Here is a 19,690-nt window from a genome sequence, read left to right as displayed (position 1 = left end):
GGCGCGCTTCATATAGCGACCGCCCTTGGCCCTGTCAGCCCTGTCCGCCGCAGAACCGATATGTTCGGCCGCGTGGCCCGCGAAAAAACAGGTGGATGTCGGCGGAAGGGCGGGTATGCCGGCCCACAAACGGTCTTAAGTGTCGCCCATGCGCCCTGCTCTGCTCAATCCGCTGTTCGCGCCGGTCACCAGCCTCACCGGCGTCGGGCCGAAACAGGACCAGCTTCTGCGCTACCTGCTCAGCGCGGACGATACGCCGCGTCTGGTCGACCTGCTCTTGCACCTGCCGTCGAGCGTGATCGACCGCCGGAACAGGCCGAAAATTCGCGATGCCGAGGTCGGGACCGTGGTCACGCTCGAGGTGACGGTGGAGCGACACCGGCCGTCGCGCAATGCCCGCGCGCCTTACCTGGTCTATGCCAGCGACGACACCGGCGACGTGGTGCTGACCTTCTTCCGCGCCAAGGGCGACTATATCGAGAAGCAGCTGCCGGTCGGCGCCAAGCGCTATGTCTCTGGCACCATGCAGCGCTATGACGGCATGCCCCAGATCGTCCATCCCGACCGCATCCTCGATGAGGCGGCGTTTGCGAAGCTCTCCGGCATCGATCCGGTCTATCCGCTCACCGAAGGTCTCGCGCTCGGATCGCTCCGCCGCGCCATCGGCCAGGCGCTGACAAAGCTGCCAGCCTTGCCGGAATGGATCAGCCCGGAGGTGATGAGCCGCTGCAACTTCCCACCTTTGAAGGACACGTTGACCCGCGTTCACGTCCCGCAGGAGATGACGGACATCCTGCCCGACGGTCCATTCTGGTCACGGCTCGCCTTCGACGAGCTGCTCGCGGGACAGCTGGCACTGGCGCTGGTGCGCGCGCAGCTGCGGCGGCCGGCCGGCAACCGCCATGCCGGCGATGGCCATTTGCGCCGCAAGATCATCGACGCCCTGCCCTATGCGCTGACCACCTCGCAACAGCAGGCGATGGCAGCGATCGCGGAGGATCTCTCCAAGCCGGTGCGCATGCTGCGGCTGCTGCAAGGCGATGTCGGTTCGGGCAAAACGGTGGTTGCGCTGCTCGCCGCGGCGGCCGTTGCCGAGGCCGGCAAGCAGGCGGCGCTGATGGCGCCGACCGAGATCCTGGCGCGCCAGCATGCCAAGACCATCGCGCCGTTGGCCGAGCGCGCCGGCATGAACGTTGCGATCCTGACCGGCCGTGAGAAAGGCAAGGAGCGGCGCGACATTCTCGCACGCCTCGAGGCCGGCGAGATCGATCTCCTGGTCGGCACCCACGCGCTGATCCAGGCCGATGTCGTGTTCAAGGCGCTTGCGCTCGCCATCGTCGACGAGCAGCACCGCTTCGGGGTGCGCGAGCGGTTGGCGCTGACCTCGAAGGGTGACGCCGTCGATGTGCTGGTGCTGTCGGCAACGCCGATTCCGCGGACGCTGGTGCTGACCTATTTCGGCGACATGGACATTTCCGAGCTGCGCGAGAAGCCGGCCGGGCGGCAGCCGATCGACACCCGCGCCGTACCTGATACGCGGCTCGGCGACGTGATGGATGCGATCGGCCGCGCCCTCGACGCCGGCAAGCTGGCCTATTGGATCTGCCCGCTGGTGGAGGAATCCGAGGCCGAGGGCACCGATCACCTCACCAACGCGACCAAGCGGTTCGAGGGCCTCTCGAAGCGCTTCGGCGACAAGGTCGGTCTCGTCCATGGCCAGATGAAGGGCACCGAGAAGGACCGCGTCATGGGCCAGTTCGCGGCGCATGAGATCAGGCTTTTGGTCGCCACCACGGTCGTCGAGGTCGGCGTCGACGTGCCGGCCGCCACGATCATGGTGATCGAGAATGCCGAGCGTTTCGGACTGGCGCAGCTGCACCAACTGCGTGGCCGCATCGGCCGCGGGTCGGAAGCCTCGACCTGCATCCTGCTCTATCGCGAGCCGCTGGGGCAGATGTCGAAGGCGCGGCTTGCCGTGATCCGCGAGACCACCGACGGCTTCCGCATCGCCGAGGAAGATCTCAAGCTGCGCGGCGAAGGCGACGTGCTCGGCATCCGCCAGAGCGGCCTGCCCGGCTATCGCATCGCGCGCCCTGAGGTGCATGCGCAGCTGATCACGCAGGCGCGCGACGAGGCATTGCGGGTGTTGAAGGAGAACCCGAAGCTGCAGGGCCCGCGCGGCGAGGCGCTGCGCTGCCTGCTCTATCTCTATGAGCGCGACGAGGCGATCCCGCTGCTGACGGCGGGGTAGATCGCGCCGTCATCGCGCATCATAGGGTGGGCAAAGGCGCCTTCGATGACGCTCCCCTCCATAGAGGCGAAAGAGCGCCGTGCCCACCATTATGACCCAGGTACGCGGTGAGCCAGGTGCGTCGTTTGCAAGGGTGGGCACGCTTCGCTTGCCCGCCCTGCGCTTCTCAACTCACGCCGGCTTCGTCGCCTTGCAGCTTTCTGCAAAATCCACCAGCTTTGCACCTTCCGTCCCCTCGCCTTGCGCATCGGCGGCGATGTGCTCGAACAGCCGTGCAAAGCCCTCATAGATCAACGCGGCCGGATGGTCGTCGCCGAGAAAGCCCGCGATCTCGCGCATCTCGGCCACCCAGCGATAGGCTTTCGGCAGCATGTCCGGCAGCGAATTGGCCAGTCGCGCCTGCACCGCGGGCGCGCTCAGCGCAAGTTCGTCGCGCAGCGCGTCGGCCGCGCCGGCCTCCGTCGCGGCAAGCACCATCGCCGCGCCGACCCCGGTCAGCCCCTTGTTGATCCCGGCGTAGGACATCTTCAGCGCCGACGCGGCGCCGACTGGGCCATCGACGATGCGTAAGTCGAGACCAAGTTCACGCAGCGCCACGACGTCCTTGGCGTCCTCGCCGCTGAGATAGAGCGCGGGCCCCTTGGTGCCGGGCTTCGGCGGCAGACCGATGATGGCAGCATCGACGAAGCGCGCGCCTGAGGACAGCACGATCTCCTCGACCTTGCGGACCGTCTCGACATTGACCGCGTTGCAGTCGACGATGACGGGCTTGTTCGCACTCCTGGTGATCAGTGTCGCCAACTGCTCGGCGAGCGCCAAAGCCTCGCCCGGCGGCACGATCGAGAGGATGATGTCGGCGTTCGCGATCTCGGCCGGAGCCGCCGCAATCATGCCGGCTGCGACCGCGCGCGCTTTGGTGGCATCGCTGCGGCCGTCAAGCGAGGTCAGGATCTTGGCGCCGTGCTCAGCGAGGCGCGCAGCGACCGCGCTGCCCATGGCGCCGGGCGCGAGAATAGCAATGCTGGGAATCATAGATCGCTCCGATAGCGGGTACAGCGGTACTCTAACCGTGTTCCATGGATTGGCTGAAGTCACGAAAGGTGAAGGCAGCATTTCAAAATCGGAGCAGGAAGCACGGATATGGGGAGGCGCCCCACCCTGATCGCCGCGCTCTCACGCTGCTGACACGTTCTGACAGCACGATCCGTTATCTCTTCCCCCGCGGCGCCTGTCGCGCCAGTCAAGGAGAGAGCCGTCATGCCCGACTTCAGTTTCCTGATCCTTTATGTGGACAATCCACCGGCGAGCGCGACGTTCTATTCCGGCCTGCTCGAGCGGCCGATCATCGAGCAAGCGCCTACCTTCGCGATGCTGCCGCTGCGTGACGGCATCATGCTCGGCTTATGGTCACGCCAGGCCGTCGAGCCGGCGGCAAACGGAGCTGCCGGTGCGGGCGAAATCGCCTTTGTGGTCACCGACACGGGCGAGGTTGATCGGCTGCATGCCGACTGGGCCTCGCGCGGACTTACGATCGCACAGCCACCGACACGCATGGACTTCGGCTACACCTTCACCGCGCTCGATCCCGACGGACATCGGCTGCGCGTCTTCAGGCCGGCGGCCGAATGAGCCGAACAGGCTCCCCTGGCACCGCGCCGGAGAACACGCGCCTATTCGACCTTTGCCGGCTCGGGCTGCAAGTCTGAGGACGTCTCGGAGCCGGCGTGGGCGATCCGCGCCGCCTGGGCCATGTTGGCCAGCGCGGCGACCTTCTTCTGTGGGTCGGAGCCCGGCTGCACCACGCCAGCTGACATGATCAGCGTCGCGGCGTCCTCCGCACTCATGTCGATCTCGATGATCTTGCTCTTCGGCACGTAGAAGAAGAAGCCGGTCGTCGGGTTCGGCGCGCATGGCAGAAACACCGAGATATGGTCTTCCTGTCCCGGCAGGCTGTTCGCAATGTCGGTGCTGGGCGGCTGTGAGATCAGCACGATCGACCACATGCCGGGCGACGGAAACTCGACGAGGCCGACCCGGCGCAGGCTCGAGCCCTTGCCGGAAAACAGCGTCTCGAACACCTGCTTCAGGCCGCGATAGATGGCGCGCACCGCCGGGATGCGGCCAAGGATGCGCTCGCCGAGGTCGACCAGCGTGCGACCGATCAGGTTGGCGGTGAGAAAGCCGAGCAAGGTCAGGCCGACCACGGCGACGATCAGGCCCGAGCCGGGAATGCCGAACGGAAGATAGGTCTCCGGGCGATAGGCCGAGGGCACGAACGGCCGCACCAAGCCATCGACCCAGGTGACGAACCACCAGGTGATGTAAAGCGTGATCGCCACCGGTCCGGCCACCACCAGGCCGGTCAGAAAATAGTTGCGGAACCGAAACATCAACCCGTGGTGGGTTGTTTCGGCAGGCGGATCGGCCGGAGGCTCAGGCTGGGGCGGCAGGTCGTCGCGGGAACTCATGCAGACTTCCAGATCGGATCAAATCTCAGCTAAGGCTCTTAGCAGATTTTTGAAGGGGGTGGCCCCCTTTCCGCCACCAACCGTCCCAAACCGTCTATTTGCCGCGCTGCCGCTCGGGGGCCGCAGGAAAAGCGACCTGCCGCGACGAATTGTCCTGCAGCGACAAGCGCAGGAGCCGCCGACCGTGGCTATTCCACGGTCACTGATTTCGCGAGATTTCTGGGCTGGTCGACGTCCGTGCCCATCACGACAGCGGTATGGTAGGCCAGAAGCTGCACCGGAACGGCGTAGACCATCGGCGTGAAGGTCGGCGCCATGTCAGGCAGGGTGATGGTCACCAGCGAATCAACCGTCGCCTCTGCCGCGCCCTTGGCATCGGTCATCAGAATGATGTTGCCGCCGCGGGCGGCCACCTCCTGCATGTTGGACACGGTCTTCTCGAACACACGATCGTGCGGCGCGATCACCACCACCGGCATGTTCTCGTCGATCAGCGCGATCGGCCCGTGCTTGAGTTCACCGGCGGCGTAGCCTTCGGCGTGGATGTAGGAGATTTCCTTCAGTTTCAGCGCGCCTTCGAGTGCCAGCGGGAACGAGGTGCCACGGCCGAGATAGAGCACATCCTTGGATTTCGCGATGTCGCGGGCGAGCCTTTCGATCTGCGGCTCGATCGACAGCGCCGCCGTCATCAGCCGCGGAATCTCGACCAGCCCGTGCACGAGCGTGGCCTCGTCCTCCTCCGACAATTCACCGCGAGCGCGGCCGGCGGCCACCGCGAGCGACGCCAGCACCATCAGCTGGCAGGTAAACGCCTTGGTCGAGGCCACGCCGATTTCGGGGCCTGCGAGCGTCGGCATCACGATCTCGCTTTCGCGCGCGATGGTCGAGGTCGGCACGTTGACCACCGACAGCGTATGCACGCCCTGCGCCTTGGCGTAGCGCAGCGCGGCCAAGGTGTCGGCGGTCTCGCCCGATTGCGAGATGAAGATCGCAAGGTCGCCCTTGCGCAACGGCGCTTCCCGATAGCGAAACTCCGAGGCGACATCGAGTTCGACCGGCAGCCTCGCAAAGCGCTCGAACCAGTATTTGGCGACATAGCCGGCATAGCTCGCCGTGCCGCAGGCGGTGATCGAAATCCGCTGAATGTCCTTGAAGTCGAACGGCAGGGTCGCCGGCAGCGCGATCCGCTCGCTCGCCATGTCGATATAGCGCGCCAAGGTGTGGCCGACGACTTCCGGTTGCTCGTGGATCTCCTTGGCCATGAAGTGGCGGAAGTTGGCCTTGTCGACCAGGGAGGTCGCCGGACTATGCTTGACGATCTCGCGACTGACCACCGCATTGTTGCGGTCGTAGATGATGGCGCCCTGATGCGTCAGCACCACCCAATCGCCGTCCTCCAGATAGCTGATAGTGTCCGTGAACGGCCCGAGCGCGATCGCATCCGAACCCAGATACATCTCGCCCTTGCCGTAGCCGACCGCCAGCGGCGGACCGTTGCGGGCGCCGATCATCAGATCGTCCTGGCCGGCAAAGATGAAGCCGAGGGCGAACGCGCCCTTCAGTTTGCCCAGCGTCTCCTTCACCGCATCGACCGGCGCCATGCCCTGGCTGAGCAACTCGTCCACGAGATGCACGACGATCTCGGTGTCGGTCTCGGTCGCGAATACCGTGCCCTTCTTCTGCAGCGCTTCGCGCAGCTCATGGAAGTTTTCGATGATGCCGTTGTGGACGACGGCGACGCGATCGGTCGCATGCGGATGCGCGTTGTTCTCGGTCGGCTTGCCATGCGTCGCCCAGCGCGTGTGCCCGATCCCGGTGAAGCCCTTGAGCGGTTCGGCGCGCAGCCGCGCTTCCAGATTCTTCAGCTTGCCTTCGGCGCGCCGGCGCTCCAGCTGCCCGCCCTCGAGCGTCGCGACACCGGCAGAGTCATAACCGCGATATTCGAGGCGCTTGAGCGAATCAACCAGTTGCTCGGCGACCGGCCCGCGTCCCAAAATGCCGACAATCCCGCACATTCCGCGCCTTCCCCAATCGTCGAAAAGATTCAAAAGCGTCGGATTCTCTTAACGAAACCCGATCAGCTTCAGGATTCAATAATTATTGCGGATTGCGACAGCGTTAAGTGGCAAGCTCAACCCTGGCGAACCGCACGGCTCACGAACCCTCCCGTGCTGCGGGCGCAGCCTTAACGTTCGGTCAAGGCTTTGGGCAGACAATGCGGCACGGAGGCATGTCCACATGACCGATCGCAAATGGCCTGACCCCAAGGGCACGAGCCCGCTGCATGCGAATGAGACAGGCGGCAGCCATCTTGCCCATTGGCCGCCGCCGACTGTCGGCCGCGAGCTGAGGCCGATGCCGATCAAGCACAAGAGCAGCGACCCGATCAAGCGTGCGACGAAGCGCGGCTGGCGTCTGACGCGTGCGATGTTCGCCGAGTTTCAGGACGATGAGGGCTAGGTCCAAGTGTCCAAGCCGCTTCCTCATGACTTCGGCTTCTTGTTCCTGGTCTTGATTTCCCGATAACGCGCAGCACCGCCTTCGCGGATGGTCTGCTGGGTGCGCTCGAGCGCCATCGCATCGTCGGGCACGTCGCGGGTGATCACCGAACCCGAGCCGATATAGGCGCCCGCGCCGATCCTGATCGGCGCGACCAGCGAGGAATTGGTACCGATAAAGGCACCCTGCCCGATCGTGGTCTTGTGCTTGCCGAAGCCATCATAGTTGCAGGTGATGGTGCCGGCGCCGATATTGGTTTTGGCGCCGACTTGGGCGTCACCAATGTAGGAGAGGTGATTGACCTTCACGCCCTCCTCCAGGATTGCCGCTTTGGTCTCGACGAAATTGCCGATCTTTGCGCCGTCGCCAAGCGAAGTGCCCGGCCGCATCCGCGCATAGGGCCCGACGGAGGTGTTCCGGCCGATCGTCGACTGCACGATATGCGAGAAGGAATGGATCACGGCGCCGTCGCCGATCGAGACGCCGGGGCCGATCACGACAAACGGCTCGATCGTCACGTCCGTGCCGAACCTGGTGTCGGCGGCGAGATACACCGTCTCCGGCGCGATCAAGGTGACGCCGGCATCCATCGCGGCGCGGCGCAGCCGGGTCTGCATCACGCCTTCCGCTTCCGCCAGCTGCGCCTTGGTGTTGACGCCGCGCACTTCATCTTCGGAGGTTTCGATCACGACTGCCTCGAGCCCCATCTCGTGTGCGATCGCAACGGCATCGACCAGATAATATTCATTCTTCTTGTTGGCATTGCCGATCCGATCGAGGATCGCGAGCGCACGTGCGCCGTCGAATGCCATCACACCGGCATTGCACAGCGTGATCCGGCGCTCTCCCTCGCTGGCATCGGCATGCTCGCGGATGGCGACCAGCCGATCACCCTCCAGCAGCAGACGTCCATAGCCGGTCGGATCGGCGGCGCGAAAGCCGAGCACTGCAAGCATCGCACCTTGCGCCAGCGGCGCGCGCAGCCGCGCAAACGTTTCGGCCGAGATCAGCGGCGTATCGCCAAACGCAACCAGAAGATCATCGGCACCGCGCGTGATTGCCTCGCGCGCCGCAAGCACGGCATGCGCCGTGCCGAGCCGCTCGCGCTGAACGAAAATATCAGCATCCGGGCGCAAGCGCTTGACCTCATGCGCCACAGCGTCATGCGCGGGACCGATCACTACCGCCAGCCGTGCGCTCGCATCGTGCGGCGTGGCCGAGAGCACATGCGCCAGCAGTGACTCGCCTGCTATCGGATGCAGCACTTTCGGCAAGGATGTTCGCATCCGGGTCCCCTCGCCTGCCGCGAGCACAATTGTGAGGCTGGATCGAGTGTTCATGACATACCTGGTGCGGGGGATACCGGACATGGCGCCGTCATAAAGCGGATTTCTGTTCGCCGCAAACCGTGCCGGGTGAGGCCACCGGTGCATTTCCTGTTAATGTTCCCAGCATGATTCGGCAGGGCTTCAGGTGAATGGCAAAGGACTTCAATAAAACAGCCGGCGCCCTCGGGGCTGAGAAGACCGGTGGCAAGCTGTCCGGGCTGCTCGCCGAGGAGAATGAATTCGACCGTCGCACCTTGTGGCGGATCGGCTGGTGGGCTGCAGCGGCGCTGTGCGCTGTCGTGATTGCGGTGCTCGCCAACCAAGCGGCGCTGGGCTGGCGGCGCGATCATGTCTCCGCAGCGGATCTGGCGCGCCAGGCACAGCTCCTTCAGTCGCTCGCCCGCGAAACCCAAAGCGAGCAGCGGCAGCTGGCGTCTGCCATCGAGACCCTGAACAATGATCGGGATCGGCTCTATGCCCGCGTGACCGTGCTGGAACAGGGCTGGGACTCCATGACCGGTGCGCTGGCCAAGCCGGGTTCGGGGCAAGGTTCCGGCTCCGGTGCCAACGCGGCCCAGGCCGCCGCTAAGCAACCGCAGGCGTCAGCCGCGTCGGTCGAATCGCAGCCCTCGGGATCCGCGAGTTCCGTGCAAGCTCCGGCAAGCTCGAACGGCGGCAGCGCGGTCGGACAGAGCGCGACTGCGACCTCCCCTACCAGCCCGCCGGCCGGCGCGCTGATGGTGGCGCCGGTCGCCACCACCGCATCTGCCCTTCCAGCATGGCCTCAGGCCGATAGCGCCAAGCCGGGCGCCGGTCTGGCCCAATCCTCCCCAGCCGGCCAGGTGCAGGGACCCGCGAGCCCGTCGCAGGGACCGAGCCAGCTTGCTTCGAACGGCCCGATGCCGTCATCGGCGGCGTCGCTCGTCGCGTCCAAGTCGGCCATGGGCGCCCCTGATCCCGCGGCCGGCAAGCTGGTCGAACCGGACAAGCTGGCCGCGGCCGACCCGGACGCAGCAGCCGACGGCGGTAGCGTAAAACCGGCCGATTCCGCCGAAGCCGGCGCCGTACCCGCGCGGAAGACCGAATTCGCGGTCGATCTCGGCGGCGCCAATTCACTGAACGGGCTGCGCGCATTGTGGCGCGGCCTCTCCAGGACCAACAAGGAGCTGGCGACGCTCCGTCCGATCATCATCGTCAAGGAAGGCAATACCGGTCTCGGCATGCAGTTGCGGCTCGGCGCCGGACCGCTCGCGGATGCGGCGGCGGCCGCCAAGATCTGCGCCAACCTCGCGGAAAGCCAGCGTGCCTGCGAAACGACGGTCTATGACGGCCAGCGGCTGGCCATTCGCGGCGACGAAGCCGATCAATCCGATGCCGCCAAGGCGGCGGTCCCACCCATGCTCACGAAGCCGACCTATCAGCAGCGGCGCCGGGCCGCGCCGCCCGGTCAGCAGCAGCAGCGCCATGGAGCGGTCCGCGAGGAGCCGCCAGCAGCGGCGGCCCCTCCGCCACCGGCCGCGGCACCCCCACCGGCGGAATCATCGACGCTATCGTCCTTCTTCCGGCGCTCCTGACCACGAATCGTGTCGGCTGTTGACGGGAGTCAAGCCGGGCTGCGGATGCAGTCCGGCTCCGTCCGGCCCTTGTCCGCATCGCCTTTCCGCAGCATAGTCCGCCCCATGAAGAAGACCCCGTTCCGCCTCACCCCGTATCAGGTGCAATGGCTCCTGATCGTCGGTTTCGTCACCATCGGCTATGCGCTCTATCTGCGTTACCTCGCGATCGAGTTCTCCACCGTGGCGCTGGCCTGCGATGCCGGCTTGCAGACCACGATCTGCAAGGCCCGGCTGGTCGCGACCGGCCTGTTCAAGAATTCGGTGTTCGGAGGCACGGCGCTGGTGATCGCGATCCTGCACGTGATGCGGCCGTCGATCGTCCTCCTGACCGGCGGGCTGATTGCGGCCGGCCTTGGGATCGTGCTCTATAATATCGTATTGTCGGGGCTCGCGATCGGCCTGCTCATTCTGGGCTTTGCGCGGCCCGCGCCCGCCACAGCGTGAAGGCGAGCACGAGATAGGCCGTGCAGGTCCACAGCGCCTGCCAATTCTCCCGACCCTCGTTGAAGAGGATATAGACCGCGGACCCCGCCAGCAGCCCTGCAAAGGTTGCCTCCGCGATCGGCCGCTTGCCCTGCGCGGGACGGTTGCCGAGCAGCAGCGCAAACGGCACGACCGCCATGGTCAGGCTGGCAAAGGGAAAGTCGCGGTAGCGCGGGTCAAACACGAAGCCGAGCGCGGTCTCGGCGCCGATCAGCACGGTGACGATCAGCATGAGGCCAAGCAGATAGGTCGCAGGGGTGTGCTTGCGGCCGTCGGCCGGCCCGAGCAGATCGAGGAAGGTTGGCAGCGGCCGGCCGGCCATCGCGGCACTGGCGCCGAACAGCGGCGCCAGCACACCGGCGGCAAGCAGCGCGCCCCATTGCAGCCAACCGCCGACACCAAGGCTCTCGTAGAACATCTTGTCCGCCGCAATGCCGAACAGGATGCCGGTCGACGTTGCCGAGATCGCCACGCCCAGCCAGGACGACCAATGCGGCGCCCAGGGCCGGCGCCGGACAGTGAGCCAACCGGTCAAGAACACGGCAAAGCTCAGGATCATCCCGCCACCCATCTGCAGCTTCCAGAGCGGATAATTGCTGACGGGCTCCCCGGGCGGATATTTCAGTGCACGATTTGCGGCGTCGAACAGGCCCCAATAGCCGCCAACGGTGCCCTCGAGCCGGCGCTTCCAGGGCTGGTCATAGGCCTCGATGAGGTTGACGCGGAAATTCTCGCGCTTGGCGAGATCGAGGATCTCCGAGACGATGCGGGCCTGGTTGGTCCGCGACGGCAGCGCGCCTTCGCGCATCCGCCCCGCGCTCGGCCAGCCGGTCTCGCCGATCAGGATCTCCTTGTTCGGAAAGGCAACCGCGACCTGCTGCCGGATCGCGTCCACATGGCCGGCCGCCAGCTTGGCGCGGACCGGGAAATCCTCCCAATAGGGCAGAATGTGAACCGTCACGAAATCCACGAGGTCGTACAGTTCGCGGTTGCGCAGCCAGTACTCCCAGACGTCGGCATAGGTGACGGGAACCGTGACCTGCGCCTTGACGCTGCGGATGATCGCAGCGAGATCGGCGGTGGTCATCTCGCCCCGCAGCAGCACCTCATTGCCGACCACAACCGAGGTGATGACCTGCGGATAATGCTTCACCAGCCCGACCACGACCGAGATCTGCTGCTGGTTTTTCAGCTTGTTGCTGCCGAGCCAGATGCCCTGGATGACCTTGATGCCGACCTTGGCCGCGATCGCCGGCACCTGATCGAGACCGTTCTCGATCGAATAGGTGCGCACGCATTCGGAAATCTTGGCGAGCTGTGTCAGATCCTGCTCGATCTGATCAGCGTCGATATGGGTAGTCGGATCCAGCGGGGTCTGCGCGCCACGGAACGGCGCATAGGAGACGCATTGCAGCTTGGCGTCGGGTTCAATGGGGGCGCGCACAAGCTTGATGGGCGTGGCCAGCCACCACCACATGGCAGCAATTGCCCCCAACGAGACGAGCAGAAGCGCCAGCGGTGTACGAAGAGATTTCAGTTCCATGCTCCAGCCAGGGCCCGGTGCTTAGCCGGTTGCTGACCGTCTGCCAAGACCCCGTGCCAAGACCTGCGGCCAATCGCTTCCACCTGCGACGTTCCGTCCCGCGGTTTCCGGCCCGGCTTTACGATGCAGCGACAATGACCCGATAAAGTTGTGGCTTTGCTGGACAAAATCGCAGATTCCGGTCATGGGATTCGGCCAGCGGTGCGCTGTCGCAACGCCGTCGTTAGGAACGACGGGCGGCGGTCGGAATCGACCAGCCGCCGCATTCGGGACCTATTTGATCGGCATCAACACTGCGTCCGCAGCGGGACGGCATAAGGGCAACAATCGGGGAATTTATGGGTCGACGCGTGCTTCAGTTTAAGGTTTCTCTTTTGCGCCATCTCGCTGTTTCCCTGCTCGCTGTGATGCTTGGCACTGCCGGTGCCCTGGCCCAGAGCGGCAATGACGCGCACGGCCAGGATCAGAGCAAGCAGCAAGGCAACCCGGCCGACGCATCCAAGGAAAATCAGCGCAAGGCCGACGAGTTCACCGAAGCGACCCAGGCGCTCAACGGCGGCCCGGCCGGCAATCCCGAATGCATCTGGCTTGGCCGCCGCGTCGTGCAGCTGATGTATCGGGATGACCTCGATACCGCGTTCCGCCACCTCGACCTGTACGACCGCTTCGGCTGCCCCGGCGGCCATGTCCAGGCGGCCTTCCGCTGCCTGACCCGCTTCATCGCGCAGATCGACGACAAGGTGCCGAACTCGCTGAACAATCACGTTCACGCCTGCTGGATCAATCCGGATGCGCGACCCCAGGCCGCAGCCGCCGCGGCGCCTGCCCCAAGCCCGGTGGCAGCTGCGCCGCAGGGATCGGCCCCGGCGCAGCAGCCGGCTCCGCAGGCTTCCGCCCCCCCGCGCAGCCCGCCAAATAGCGGAGCGGAGGCGCGGACCGCCGAAGGAATTGGCCAAGCCGCGAAGGCTCGAAGCCCGCAATGGCGTCATACCAGTTGCGACATGGTCCAGTTCGATATGGCGTGGCAGTATGACGCTTGAAATCGCGGCCGCACCGATCGAATCTCGTGTGCCGGTTCAGGTCCTGTTCAGCGTCGTCGCGATAGCGGTTTCAGGCTCCTGAGTTTCTAAGTAACAGAGCGTGCGTGAACCGACCCGCACGGAGATGAGTAGGTTTCTGGTGTCCTTTCTCAATCCACGTTCGCTGACGCGTTGGCCAAGCGATCGGGCGGGCCTCGGGGCGGGACAACAGCGGACTGCTTCGCTTGGTCCTGTCGTCTAATCCCGGAATGGTTGCCTCATCGATGCGCGCGATCGTCGCCGTCCTGCTGTTCGTCACCGCGGCCCACGCCGCGCTTTGGGGGCTCCTGCAGCAGAAGGAGCAGGCGCCGGACTTCAATGGCCTGCTGCCGAGCGTCTCCTACGATCCGCACGAAGGCATCGCGCATCCCGATGTCGACAGCGTCGCGCCGGTCGAGCGCATCCGCGCCGACATGAAGAAGCTCGCGACGGTGACCCGCGCGATCCGGCTCTATTCCTCGACCGGCGGCGTAGAGCTGGTACCGCCGATCGCCGCCGAATTCGGGCTGAAGGTGATGCTTGGAGCCTGGATCGACAAGGATCCCGACCGCAGCGAGCGCGAGATCCAGTCAGCGATCCAGCTCGCGCGCCGCAACAGCAACGTGATCGGCATCGTGGTCGGCAACGAGACCATTCTGACCGGCACCCAGAAGGTCGATGAGCTGATCGACAAGATCAAGCTGGTCAAGAAATCCGTCAATGTTCCGGTGACAACGGGCGACGTCTGGAACACTTGGCGCGACAACCCGGAGCTCGCCTCCAACGTCGACTTCATCGCCGCTCACATCCTGCCCTATTGGGAAAACTTCTCCGACACCCAGGCCGTCGACCAGGCGATGTATCTGTACGGGCTGTTGCGGGAGAAATTCCCCGGCAAGCGGATCATGATCGCCGAGTTCGGTTGGCCGAGCGCCGGCTACAACCGGCTGAACGCCGTGCCGGGACCATTCCAACAGGCGCGCGTGCTGCGCAATTTCGTCACCCGCGCCGAGGCCATCGGCATGGAATACAACATCGTCGAGGGCATCGATCAGCCCTGGAAATTCTTCGAGGGCGGCGTCGGTCCCTATTGGGGCATCCTCAACGCCGACCGCGAGCCGAAGTTTTCCTGGACCGGTCCGATCGTCAATCCGGATTACTGGAAGCTTGCGGCGATCGCGCTGCTCATTGGCGTGCTGGTCTCGCTGCCGATCCTGCGTATTGCCGAGCCGACGGTACTGCAGGCACTGGTGCTGGCGATCTCGGCGCACGGGGTCGGCGGCTGGCTCTCCAATGTTTTCGCCTATTGGAACGGGCATTATTTCGTCTGGGGCTCGGCCTTCGCGCTGACCCTCGGCCTGATCCTGCTGGTACCGTTGATCCTGATCGCGATGGCGCGCATCGAGGAGATCGCGGCGGTCGCTTTCGGCCATCAGCCGCGTCGGCTGCTGACCAAGGACAAGGTCGAGAAGGACGCCGAGGCCGCACCAGAGGGTTACTTCCCGAAAGTGTCGATCCACGTGCCCGCGTATTTCGAGCCGCCGGAGATGCTCAAGCAGACGCTCGACGCGCTGGCGCAGCTCGATTATCCGAACTACGAATGCGTCATCATCATCAACAACACGCCTGACCCGGCGTTCTGGCAGCCGATCCAGGATCATTGCCGCCTGCTCGGCGAGCGCTTCGTGTTCATCAATGCCGAGAAGGTCAAGGGCTTCAAGGCCGGCGCGCTGCGGATCGCCATGGACCGTACGGCTGTCGACGCCGAGATCATCGGCATCATCGATGCCGACTACGTCGTCGACAAGAACTGGCTGAAGGACCTGGTGCCGGCGTTTGCCGACCCGACTGTCGGCCTGGTGCAGGCGCCACAGGACCATCGCGACGAGGACCTGTCGCTGATGCACTACATCATGAACGGCGAATATGCCGGGTTCTTCGACATCGGCATGGTCCAGCGCAACGAGGAGAACGCGATCATCGTGCACGGCACGATGTGCCTGATCCGCCGCGCGGCGATGGACGTGGCCGGCGGCTGGTCGAGCGACACGATCTGCGAGGACACCGATCTCGGTCTGGCTATCCAGGAACTCGGCTGGACCACCCATTACACCAACACCCGCTATGGAAGCGGCGTGCTGCCCGATACCTATGAGGCCTTCAAGAAGCAACGCCATCGCTGGGCCTATGGCGGCTTCCAGATCGTCAAGAAGCATTGGCGGCGTTTCCTGCCCGGCAAGAGCCGGCTCTCTCGCGACCAGAAACGCGAGTTCCTGCTCGGCTGGCTGAACTGGCTCGGCGCCGAAAGCCTGGGGGTCGTGGTCGCGATCCTGAACCTGATCTGGGTGCCGATCGTGGCCTTTGCCGGCATCGCCATTCCCGACAAGATCCTGACCATCCCGATCACCGCCGCCTTTGTGGTCTCCCTCGCCCACTTCCTTGTCCTGTACCGACTGCGGGTCAGGGTCGGGCCGTGGCAGATGCTGGGGGCCATGGTGGCGGCAATGAGCGTACAATGGACGGTCTCCCGCGCGGTGGCGCAGGGCCTGATCACCGAGCACATCGCCTTCGCCCGCACCTCCAAGGGCGGGCTATCGCGGATGTCGATCGAGTTCCAGGCGTTCTGGGAGGCGGTGATCGCCACCCTGCTCCTGATCGGCGCCGGCATCCTGATCGGCACCAACACCTACCAGATCACCGAGCTCTATATCTTCGCCGCCGTGCTGATCCTGGAGAGCCTGCCGTTCGTGTCGGCCGTGGCGATCGCGGTTCTCGAAATGTCGCGGATCAATTCCTTCGAGTTCTGGCGCTACAGCGCGGTGCGCACGGCCGAATTGATCGGCTTGCGCCCGGTCTATGTCCCGGAACTGGCCGCACTGATCTCGCAGAAGCCGGCCACCAAGGTCGCAGAGAAGGTTTAAGGGCCGGCGACACGGAGGGCGAGGTGCTTGGTGAGAAATAACCGGTCGCCGGTCCAAGACCTCAGGATTCTGTGCCAATCGCCTTTGAACGTGCGATAAACCGTTCATAGCCCCTCCTTGTGGGTTGGCTTGGCGGCGCTATTGACCGAACAGGCCGCACCCCCTACACAGCGCGGGCGAACGGCCGTTCGGCTTTGGGCGCGGCTGTGGCCTTTCCCCCAAGCTGGTGAACCGCCGGGCGACCGCCGACGTTTCAGATCGCGGAAAGACACACGACCGGGCCCGACGGTCCCCCGTCGGTCAAGCCCTTGGGAGCGAGCGCGTAGCTCAGCCGGTAGAGCACGTGACTTTTAATCACGGGGTCCTGGGTTCGAGCCCCAGCGCGCTCACCAAGCCAATCAATTATTGACTGCATGCCGCTCGCCACGATGCGAGCGACAAAATGATCCTTGCACACCCGCGCAGCCGGGATAGCTGCCGTTCCGTACACCTGATCATCGCTGCCACACTGGGACGCTCGGCTTCCGGTTTAAATGGTTGCAACGAGGGTATTCCAAAGCTTCAAATTGTTAATCATCCCGAACGGTATCGGAATAAAATGCAGCTTTAAATTGCTTTTCTGGACTGCGCTGGGGTATCCAGAAACCGACGGGACACAATCTGAAATCAACTGAAACGGAGCAGACCTCCATGGCGGAGCCTGCCATAGGCACCCTATTGCCAAATCTGCTTCGCAACCTTCCGGGCCTGCCTGCAGAGCGAGGGCTGCTCGAGGCGCGCCATGGCGAGGATGGCGTGCTGGCCTGGTCCTTGTTCCGGCTGAACTGGCTCGTACTGACCGTTCTCCTTGCGGTTTTCGATCTGAGCCTGATGCTCACGGATTTCCGCGTCCAACCGCTTGGCTATCTGTTGGCGCTGGGGATTGCAGCCCTTTACGGCGTTTCAGGATACTTGAATGCTCAGTCTGCGCATCGCGCGCACCCGCGTCTGTTCTCATTGCTGATTGGGCTTGCTCAGGCAATTCTAGGGATGAGCATCCTCACGTCTTTGACTTATGTGGCGACGGCCGCCAATCTGCCGCTACAAGACGCGAACCTGCTGGCGATCGATCGCACTTTGGGTTTCGATTTTCGGCAGTACCTGCAGTTCGCGAACAGTCATGAGTGGTTCATCGTCATCCTCGCCTTTGGCTATCGCTCAATTTTCTGGCAGGTCTTCCTCATCGTCATCGGCCTTCCTCTTGCCGGCTACTGCCGCAAGACCGCCGAATTCATTCTCGCACTCATGCTTGCTCTCGTCTTGACATGCTGTATCACGACGATAGTGCCCGCAATTGGTGTTTATCACGCGTTGGGGCTGCTCCCGTCGGACTATCCAAACATCGTCCCGGACTGCTATTACGATACGGCCCGCGAGATGCCACTCATTCGGGATGGGACGTTACGCTTGCTTGATCTCAGCCGTCTCGTTGGGGTCATTACGTTCCCCAGCTTTCATGCGGCAAGTGCGATCTTGTATGCGTGGGCCTTGTGGCCCTGGCGCTGGTTTCGTCCGTTCAACATCACCATTAATGGAACCATGTTGATCGCGACACCGATCGGCGGCGGACATTTCCTCGTCGATGTGCTTGCGGGAATTATCGTCGCTATCTTGGCAATCTGCTTGGCGCGAATTGCGGCTTCCACGCTTTCGTTTCGGACAAAAAGCTGCGAGCCCAGCGAAGTTTCGCCTGGCACGGCCCGGAGCCTGGAGGAGCCACGCGGATCTGCGTGGGTGCAGCGGGCAACGATCGGCGTGGCTGGTTCGGGTTGATGAGCAGCCAATTGATCGTCTGTGGTGAATGCGGCGACAAAGACCACGGTTCTCTGGGCATTTGAACGACGACTCTGAACCCCGACGAGATCGCCAGCACGTGACGATCAGACAGCGGTGGAAGCCACCAAACTTTACAGCTGCACACACACGATCACACTTCCACCGGCTATGCTCCGTCGATCATGAGCGTTGGTCGGCACAGCACTTTTTGGCAGCGGCTCCGGCCAGGCGCGCCCGCATCGCCGGCGCGCATCGTCGCGGACTGCTCGACAATCCGGTTGGAGATCCAGACAGATGCCCTGCGGCAGCTGGCGCTTACTGAGCCAACTGCTGCCGCCCTGCTCGAGGCGTTTGCTCCAACCAACCACGGCGACTGGGGCGGCCCGGACTATCCGGCAGTTTCACTCGATGTCGAGCAATTGCGACGACTGCTTGGATGGTTGACTGTTGCCACACGAACCTGAAACCTCAGCCATCAGATTGCACATGCGAGCCATGGCTGCATTCCGGCCCAGCAATGATTCCGACAGCCTGTAATCAACGTTCAATTGTCTCGTCCGGCCCAAGATCGGGGTCCATACGGCGAATAGCTGAGGCCGGCTTGCAAGCCCTGTGCTATCGTCCAAGGGCCTTCCGCGCTGACCGCACCCTCCTCTGTTGGACCCTCCGAAGCCAGAACACAGCATGCCCATTTCTGATTATCTCAAGGCGATTCGCGCGAAGGTTGGGCATGACCTGGTCACCCTGACCGCGGCCTCGATCTCGATCTTTGACGTTGATGGCCGCGTCCTGCTTGGCAGAAGCAGCGAGACCGGAATATGGGGGCTTCCCGGCGGAGCAATTGACCCGAATGAACACCCGGCGGATGCCGCCGTCCGGGAATGTTTCGAGGAGACCGGCCTGCTCGTCGAGCCAACTGCGCTCATCGGCGTGTTCGGAGGGGATGAGTTTCTGGTCCATTATCCAAATGGCGATCTCACCTACTACACCGTCATCGCCTTCCGCGCGGAGGTGATCGGCGGCAGTCATCGGCCCGAAGATGGCGAGATGTCAGAACTTCGCTACTTCAGTCAGCTTGAATGCACCCGCCTGGACGATATCGATGCCGCCAGCAAGGTCATCTCGCAACAGGCGTTCGCAACGTCCGCGAGCTCCTATTTTCGTGCCGCGACCTGGCGGCCGCAGCGCAGCTGAGCTTGCCATCATCCTGAGCCAAGTTGGTTGCGTGCGGCTACTCAGCGTAGCGAGGGACAATTGTTGAAGGCGTCGCGCCCCGGCTACGCCGTTGTCTGAACCAAACAGCCAGCGCCATCACTCCAAGCACGGACGCGAACAGCCAGCTACTGTTAGGAAGCGGCGTCACCATTTCAGCGGAAAGGCCGGCTGGCAGTCCGATATTCAAGTTGTAGGCGAGCGTGATGATGTCACTTGCCGGGAGATTATCGACCGCCCCGATTGCGGAGAGGTTTGCTGCAAGCACAACCGAAATGTCTCGCTGAGCGTCAGAGATGGAGTAGCCATTCCCCGAAATGGGATGGAATGGTCCACAGTTGAGGCAATTGCCGACACTTGCACCCGCCGAGCTGCCGTTTACGCTAGCGGAGGCGACACCGAGGATAAAAGGCGTGATGTCCGTGGTCGTGGCAGTGGTCAGTGGCGCTCCTATCAGGTCGACCGAGAGCGTGTAGCCGAACGTCGCCGGAGCGGG

At 63.9% G+C, this 19,690-nt stretch carries 14 protein-coding genes, 1 tRNA gene and 1 pseudogene; 10 read left to right on the top strand and 6 right to left on the bottom strand.

Features of this window, described 5'->3' with window-relative positions; translation table 11 throughout:
* Positions 1-148: 148 nt before the first annotated feature.
* A complete protein-coding gene (gene recG, locus BRAS3843_RS13415; RefSeq protein WP_008969446.1) occupies positions 149-2,251 on the top strand; it encodes an ATP-dependent DNA helicase RecG in 2,103 nt (700 codons plus the stop codon).
* 171 nt (positions 2,252-2,422) lie between these two features.
* On the opposite strand, the gene BRAS3843_RS13410 is transcribed toward recG, so the two are convergent.
* Complete coding sequence (locus BRAS3843_RS13410) at positions 2,423-3,283, bottom strand: NAD(P)-dependent oxidoreductase (RefSeq protein ID WP_083841363.1); 861 nt, start codon at positions 3,281-3,283, stop codon at positions 2,423-2,425.
* 225 nt (positions 3,284-3,508) lie between these two features.
* On the opposite strand from BRAS3843_RS13410, the gene BRAS3843_RS13405 reads away from it, so the two are divergent.
* Entirely contained in the window at positions 3,509-3,880 is a 372-nt protein-coding gene (locus BRAS3843_RS13405; protein WP_008969444.1) for a VOC family protein, read from the top strand.
* Between the two features lie 41 nt (positions 3,881-3,921).
* Here the strand turns inward: BRAS3843_RS13405 and BRAS3843_RS13400 are convergent, their stop codons facing one another.
* Both BRAS3843_RS13400 and glmS read right to left on the bottom strand, forming a co-directional pair.
* A complete protein-coding gene (locus BRAS3843_RS13400; protein WP_008969443.1) occupies positions 3,922-4,719 on the bottom strand; it encodes a DUF502 domain-containing protein in 798 nt (265 codons plus the stop codon).
* A gap of 188 nt (positions 4,720-4,907) precedes the next feature.
* Positions 4,908-6,734: a glutamine--fructose-6-phosphate transaminase (isomerizing) gene (gene glmS, locus BRAS3843_RS13395; protein WP_008969442.1), complete on the bottom strand. Its 1,827-nt coding sequence runs from the start codon at positions 6,732-6,734 to the stop codon at positions 4,908-4,910.
* A gap of 223 nt (positions 6,735-6,957) precedes the next feature.
* Between glmS and BRAS3843_RS13390 the strand changes: the two genes are divergently transcribed.
* Complete coding sequence (locus BRAS3843_RS13390; RefSeq protein ID WP_008969441.1) at positions 6,958-7,179, top strand: hypothetical protein; 222 nt, start codon at positions 6,958-6,960, stop codon at positions 7,177-7,179.
* A 23-nt stretch (positions 7,180-7,202) separates the two neighbouring features.
* On the opposite strand, the gene glmU is transcribed toward BRAS3843_RS13390, so the two are convergent.
* Positions 7,203-8,558: a bifunctional UDP-N-acetylglucosamine diphosphorylase/glucosamine-1-phosphate N-acetyltransferase GlmU gene (glmU, locus tag BRAS3843_RS13385; protein ID WP_035981638.1), complete on the bottom strand. Its 1,356-nt coding sequence runs from the start codon at positions 8,556-8,558 to the stop codon at positions 7,203-7,205.
* 137 nt (positions 8,559-8,695) lie between these two features.
* On the opposite strand from glmU, the gene BRAS3843_RS13380 reads away from it, so the two are divergent.
* Together BRAS3843_RS13380 and BRAS3843_RS13375 are read left to right on the top strand one after the other, a co-directional pair.
* Entirely contained in the window at positions 8,696-10,120 is a 1,425-nt protein-coding gene (locus BRAS3843_RS13380; RefSeq protein ID WP_008969439.1) for a hypothetical protein, read from the top strand.
* A gap of 105 nt (positions 10,121-10,225) precedes the next feature.
* Positions 10,226-10,606, top strand: coding sequence for a hypothetical protein (locus BRAS3843_RS13375; protein ID WP_008969438.1), 381 nt, complete (start codon positions 10,226-10,228; stop codon positions 10,604-10,606).
* Here the strand turns inward: BRAS3843_RS13375 and BRAS3843_RS13370 are convergent.
* The gene (locus tag BRAS3843_RS13370; RefSeq protein WP_035981636.1) at positions 10,566-12,122 is read right to left on the bottom strand and encodes a beta-1,6-glucan synthase; all 1,557 of its coding nucleotides are present in this window, start codon (positions 12,120-12,122) and stop codon (positions 10,566-10,568) included. The genes BRAS3843_RS13375 and BRAS3843_RS13370 overlap by 41 nt on opposite strands.
* A 404-nt stretch (positions 12,123-12,526) precedes the next feature.
* Here BRAS3843_RS13370 and BRAS3843_RS13365 point away from each other — a divergent pair.
* From BRAS3843_RS13365 to BRAS3843_RS13345, 5 genes and pseudogenes are all read left to right on the top strand, one after another.
* Positions 12,527-13,093: pseudogene (locus tag BRAS3843_RS13365) on the top strand (beta-1-3, beta-1-6-glucan biosynthesis protein); the annotation flags it as partial.
* A 398-nt stretch (positions 13,094-13,491) separates the two neighbouring features.
* Entirely contained in the window at positions 13,492-16,167 is a 2,676-nt protein-coding gene (locus tag BRAS3843_RS13360; protein WP_008969435.1) for a glycosyltransferase family 2 protein, read from the top strand.
* A 316-nt stretch (positions 16,168-16,483) separates the two neighbouring features.
* Positions 16,484-16,559, top strand: a tRNA-Lys gene (locus BRAS3843_RS13355).
* A gap of 298 nt (positions 16,560-16,857) precedes the next feature.
* On the top strand, positions 16,858-17,979 hold the full coding sequence (locus BRAS3843_RS13350) for a phosphatase PAP2 family protein (RefSeq protein ID WP_008969433.1): 1,122 nt from the start codon (positions 16,858-16,860) through the stop codon (positions 17,977-17,979).
* A 660-nt stretch (positions 17,980-18,639) separates the two neighbouring features.
* The gene (locus tag BRAS3843_RS13345; protein ID WP_244425282.1) at positions 18,640-19,176 is read left to right on the top strand and encodes an NUDIX domain-containing protein; all 537 of its coding nucleotides are present in this window, start codon (positions 18,640-18,642) and stop codon (positions 19,174-19,176) included.
* Between the two features lie 37 nt (positions 19,177-19,213).
* On the opposite strand, the gene BRAS3843_RS41880 is transcribed toward BRAS3843_RS13345, so the two are convergent.
* The coding region (locus BRAS3843_RS41880) for a hypothetical protein (RefSeq protein ID WP_035981635.1) at positions 19,214-19,690 on the bottom strand (477 nt) is incomplete at its 5' end.

It is taken from the genome of Bradyrhizobium sp. STM 3843 (assembly GCF_000239815.1).
Classification (GTDB): Bacteria; Pseudomonadota; Alphaproteobacteria; order Rhizobiales; family Xanthobacteraceae; genus Bradyrhizobium.
This window is presented reverse-complemented; position numbering and strand designations above follow the sequence as displayed.